General features: G+C 73.4%; 4 protein-coding genes. 2 read left to right on the top strand and 2 right to left on the bottom strand.

The genetic code is table 11. The features are described from left to right. Both ACTIR_RS0100360 and ACTIR_RS0100355 read right to left on the bottom strand, forming a co-directional pair. Positions 1–853: ROK family protein (locus ACTIR_RS0100360; RefSeq protein WP_026452798.1), on the bottom strand; the 853-nt coding region annotated here is incomplete at its 3' end. Positions 854–1,054: 201 nt separating this feature from the next. Then, entirely contained in the window at positions 1,055–1,876 is an 822-nt protein-coding gene (locus ACTIR_RS0100355) for a hypothetical protein (RefSeq protein WP_026452797.1), read from the bottom strand. Between the two features lie 161 nt (positions 1,877–2,037). Between ACTIR_RS0100355 and ACTIR_RS0100350 the strand changes: the two genes are divergently transcribed. Next, positions 2,038–2,325 carry an acylphosphatase gene (locus ACTIR_RS0100350; protein ID WP_233345787.1) on the top strand — a complete coding sequence of 96 codons (288 nt, stop codon included), beginning with the start codon at positions 2,038–2,040 and terminating at the stop codon, positions 2,323–2,325. 203 nt (positions 2,326–2,528) lie between these two features. Continuing rightward, the coding region (locus tag ACTIR_RS0100345) for a chromosome segregation SMC family protein (protein WP_026452795.1) at positions 2,529–4,154 on the top strand (1,626 nt) is incomplete at its 3' end.

Below are 4,154 nucleotides of genomic sequence, written 5' to 3'. Positions count from 1 at the left end.
CGGGGCTCGCCCCGGACCGGGCCAGCTCCGTCCCGTCCCGCGCCAGCGCCGCGCCCCCGGCGACGGCCTCCAGACATCCCGTCTTTCCGCACCGGCACACCACCGCGTTGTCGTCGGACACCGCGGCGTGCCCGATGTCGCCCGCACAGCCCTGCGCGCCCCGGTGCAGGTGCCCGGCGTGGCTGACACCGGCACCGATCCCCGTCCCGACCTTGACGTAGAGCAGGTCGCCCAGGTCGACCGCCGCCCCGGGGGTGCGCAGCTCCCCGAGGCACAGGAGATTGACCTCGTTGTCCACCCACACCGGGGCGTCGTACCGTGCGCCGAGCCGTTCGCGCACCGGGTAGTTGTTCCATCCCGGCATGATCGGCGGCTCGGACGGGCGCGCCGTGGCGAACTCGACCGGCCCGGGCAGGCCCAGGCCGACCCCCCAGACGTCCTCCGCGGCGCCGCCGATGCCGGTGAGCAGCTCGTCGAGTGTCGACTCGACCTCGGACAGCACCGCCTCCGGACCCCGGGCGATGTCGACGTCGCAGTGCCGCATGGTCAGGACGGCGCCCATCAGGTCGGTCACCCCGGCCGTGTAGCCGGTGGCGCCGAGTTCGGCGGTGAGGACGCGTCCCGCGTCCCGGCGGAACCGGAGCGCGCGCGCCTGCCGCCCACCGGTCGACGGATTGAGGTCGCCCTCCTCCAGCAGGCCCGCGTCGAGCAGGGTGGTGACGCGCTGGGTGATCGCGGTGCGGCCGAGACCGGTCCGGGCGCTCAACGCGGGCCGGGTGTCGGCCGCTCCGCTGCGGATCAGGTCGAGCAGGCGTGCGGAGCTCTCCACCAGCTCGGTACTCGGCTCGTCCACCACGGACCCCCTTGTGCTCACTTCCCCGGATGGTATCTCGCGACGAACGAACTTCTGTTCGTGGTGGACGTTAGCGGGGCGGTCGGATGCCCGAAGAGCGGCGCCGGGTGACGGGTGTCCCGGTTCAGGGGGCCGTGACTGCGCCGTCCGGGCGATCCGGGACGGGGACCGCGCACACCTCGGGTGGGCGGGCGCGGCCGGTCACCGGGACGGTCGGTCGGTGCCGGTCCCGGTGTCGCCGGTCGGGACCGTCGTCGTGCCGGTGGCGCCGGTGGTGCCGGTGGTGTTCGGCGTCCGGGTCGTGACGGTGCCGGTCACGGTGCCGGTGCCGTCCCCGGTCGTGGCCTCGGACAGCGTTGCCTCGGACGACGTGGCCGCGGCGGGGGACGAGGAGCCGCCGCCACCCTGCTCCGTCGGGTCCCCGTTTCCGTCCCCGTCCCCGGGATCGGACCCGGTGGTCGTGGTCTCCTCGGACTCGTCACCGGAGGGCTCGGTGGATTCCGTGTCGGTCGACGTCGTATCCGTGGGCTCTGTCGTTCCCGACGGGACGGTGTTGGTCGGGTTGGGGCCGCGGTCGGGCGGGGTCGACTCGTCACTCCGTCCCGTATCGGGGTCCTCGTCGTCCCCGTCCTGCGGGGGCGGGGGCACCACCGAGGTCGTCTGCCGACCGTCGTCGCCGACCCGGACGACGGTGGTCGGGGCGTCGGTGGACGACGGCAGGGTCCCGGTCACGGGGACGCCGTCCACGACGACGGTCGCGTCGGCGGGGACGGCCTGTCCGGGGATCAGCTCCGGGCCACCGCCCCCGCTGCGGTTGTCGTCGGTCAGGCCGTCCGTCGGGGCGGCCCGGTGGTCGCCGGTGTCCTCCTCCGGCGCGGCCACCTGGGCGACGGCGGCGAAGGCGGTACACACCAACAGTCCGGCGGCGGTCAGCGCCAGGTATCCGGTGCGGTGCAGTCTGCCGGGGGACTCCCGGGGTGGCGCGAGTTCGACCCGCGTCGGTTCCCCGGACGAGTTCGTCATGCCCGACTCCTTCGACAAGACACCGTGTGCACGAGAGATCGATTCGGCGTCCCCCGGCACCGCCGTGTCGCGGGACACTACCACCGCCCCGGACACGCGGCGAATCCAACACACGGGACCTCGCACCGGTCCCGACCACCGTGGTGCGGCACGATGGCGGGGTGGCTGACGAGACAGGGACGACCCGTCTGACGGCGTGGGTGCACGGCTCGGTGCAGGGCGTCGGTTTCCGCTGGTGGACCCGCAGCCGGGCCCTCGAACTCGGCCTGGTGGGCCACGCGCGCAACCTCCCCGACGGCCGGGTGGAGGTCGTGGCCGAGGGGCCGGGCCGGGACTGCGCACGACTGCTCGACATCCTGCGTACCGGGAACTCGCCGGGCCGGGTGCGCACGGTCGTCGAGCGGTGGTCCGAACCGCGCGGTGGTCTGGACGGCTTCGTCGAACGCTGACGCGGGCCGTCCCGGCGAAGCCGGACACCGCCGTCCGCGCGGACGGCGACGCGGCCGTCGGATGTCGACGACGCGGCCGACCTGCTCCGCTCCGGGGCCCGCCCTGCCACGCGGGAGCACCGGCTCCCACGTGCGTCAAATCGGCGCGGGTAGCATCATCCGATCGGACACACCGAAGTCGGTGAGCGAAAGGTCGACGCCGCGTGCACCTGAAGAGCTTGACGATGAAGGGCTTCAAGTCCTTCGCGTCGGCGACCACCCTGCGCTTCGAGCCGGGCATCACGTGTGTCGTCGGGCCGAACGGATCCGGCAAGTCCAACGTGCTCGACGCGCTGCGCTGGGTGATGGGGACCCAGGGGGCCAAGGATCTGCGCGGCGGCAAGATGGAGGACGTCATCTTCGCCGGCACCTCCGGACGGTCCCCGCTCGGCCGGGCCGAGGTCACCCTGACCATCGACAACGCCGACGGTGCGCTGCCCATCGAGTACACCGAGGTGTCCATCACGCGGCGCATGTTCCGCGACGGGGCCAGTGAGTACGAGATCAACGGCAGTTCGTGCCGCCTGCTCGACATCCAGGAGCTGCTGTCCGACTCCGGCATCGGCCGCGAGATGCACGTCATCGTGGGCCAGGGCCAACTCTCCGAGATCCTGCAGGCCAAGCCCGAGGACCGGCGTTCCTTCATCGAGGAGGCCGCCGGGGTGCTCAAGCACCGCAAGCGCAAGGAGAAGGCCCTGCGCAAGCTCAACGCGATGCAGGGCAACCTGGACCGGCTGAACGACCTCACCACCGAGTTGCAACGCCAGCTCAAGCCGCTCGGCAAACAGGCCGAGATCGCGCGCCGGGCCCAGGTGGTGCAGGCGGAGCTGCGGGACGCCCGGCTGCGGCTGTACGCCGACGACCTGGTCACCCAGCGCACCCAGATCGAGAAGGAGGAGGCCGACGAGAAGGCGGCCCGTGCCCGTCGCGCCGAGGTCGAACAGACCCTGGAGGCGGCGACCTCCGAACAGACCGAACTGGAGGCCGTGCTCGCCGAGGACGCGCCGAAGCTCACCGCCGCCCAGGACACCTGGTACAAGCTGTCGTCGCTGGCGGAGCGGCTGCGCGGCACGGTGCGGCTGGCGGTGGAGCGCAGGCGGCACCTCTCGGCCGAGGTGGACACCGGCGGCACCGGGCGGGACCCGGAGGAACTGCTCGCCGAGGCCGAGGAGGCCGCCGCCCGCGAGGAGGAACTGGGCGAGGGCGTGGCGCAGGCCCGCGCGCTGCTGTCGGAGACCGTCGAGCGTCGGGAACAGCTCGAACAGCGGGTACAGGCGGCCGAACGGGCGCACCTGGCCGCCGTCCGGGCCATCGCCGACCGGCGGGAGGGCATCGCCAAGCTCTCCGGCCAGGTCGACGCGCTGCGCAGCAAGAGCACCGCCACCGCCGACGAGGTCGAACGCCTCACCAGCGGCATCGAGGAGGCCGTGGCCCGTGCCGAGGCCGCCTCGGAGGAGCTGGAACAGGCCCGCGCCGAGGGCGGTGTCGAGGACTCCGACGACGCGACCCTGCGCGAGCGGCACGACCGCGCGGTGGAGGCGAACACGGCCGCCAAGGCCCGGGTGGAGGAGCTGGTCAAGGCCGAACGGACCGCGGAACGCGAGATCGCCTCGGAGAAGGCGCGCCTGGACGCGCTGTCGATGAGCCTGTCCCGCAAGGACGGTGCCGGCTCGCTGCTCGGTGCGGCCGACGACGTGCCCGGCCTGCTCGGGTCGGTGGCCGCGTTGCTCACCGTGGAACCCGGGCACGAGGTGGCGCTGGCCGCCGCGCTCGGCCCGGTGGCCGACGCG

The sequence above is a fragment of the Saccharomonospora iraqiensis subsp. iraqiensis genome (assembly GCF_000430445.1).
Taxonomy (GTDB): Bacteria; Actinomycetota; Actinomycetes; order Mycobacteriales; family Pseudonocardiaceae; genus Saccharomonospora; species Saccharomonospora iraqiensis.
Note: the sequence above shows the minus strand (reverse complement) of the source record. Positions and strands in the feature narration are given on the sequence as shown.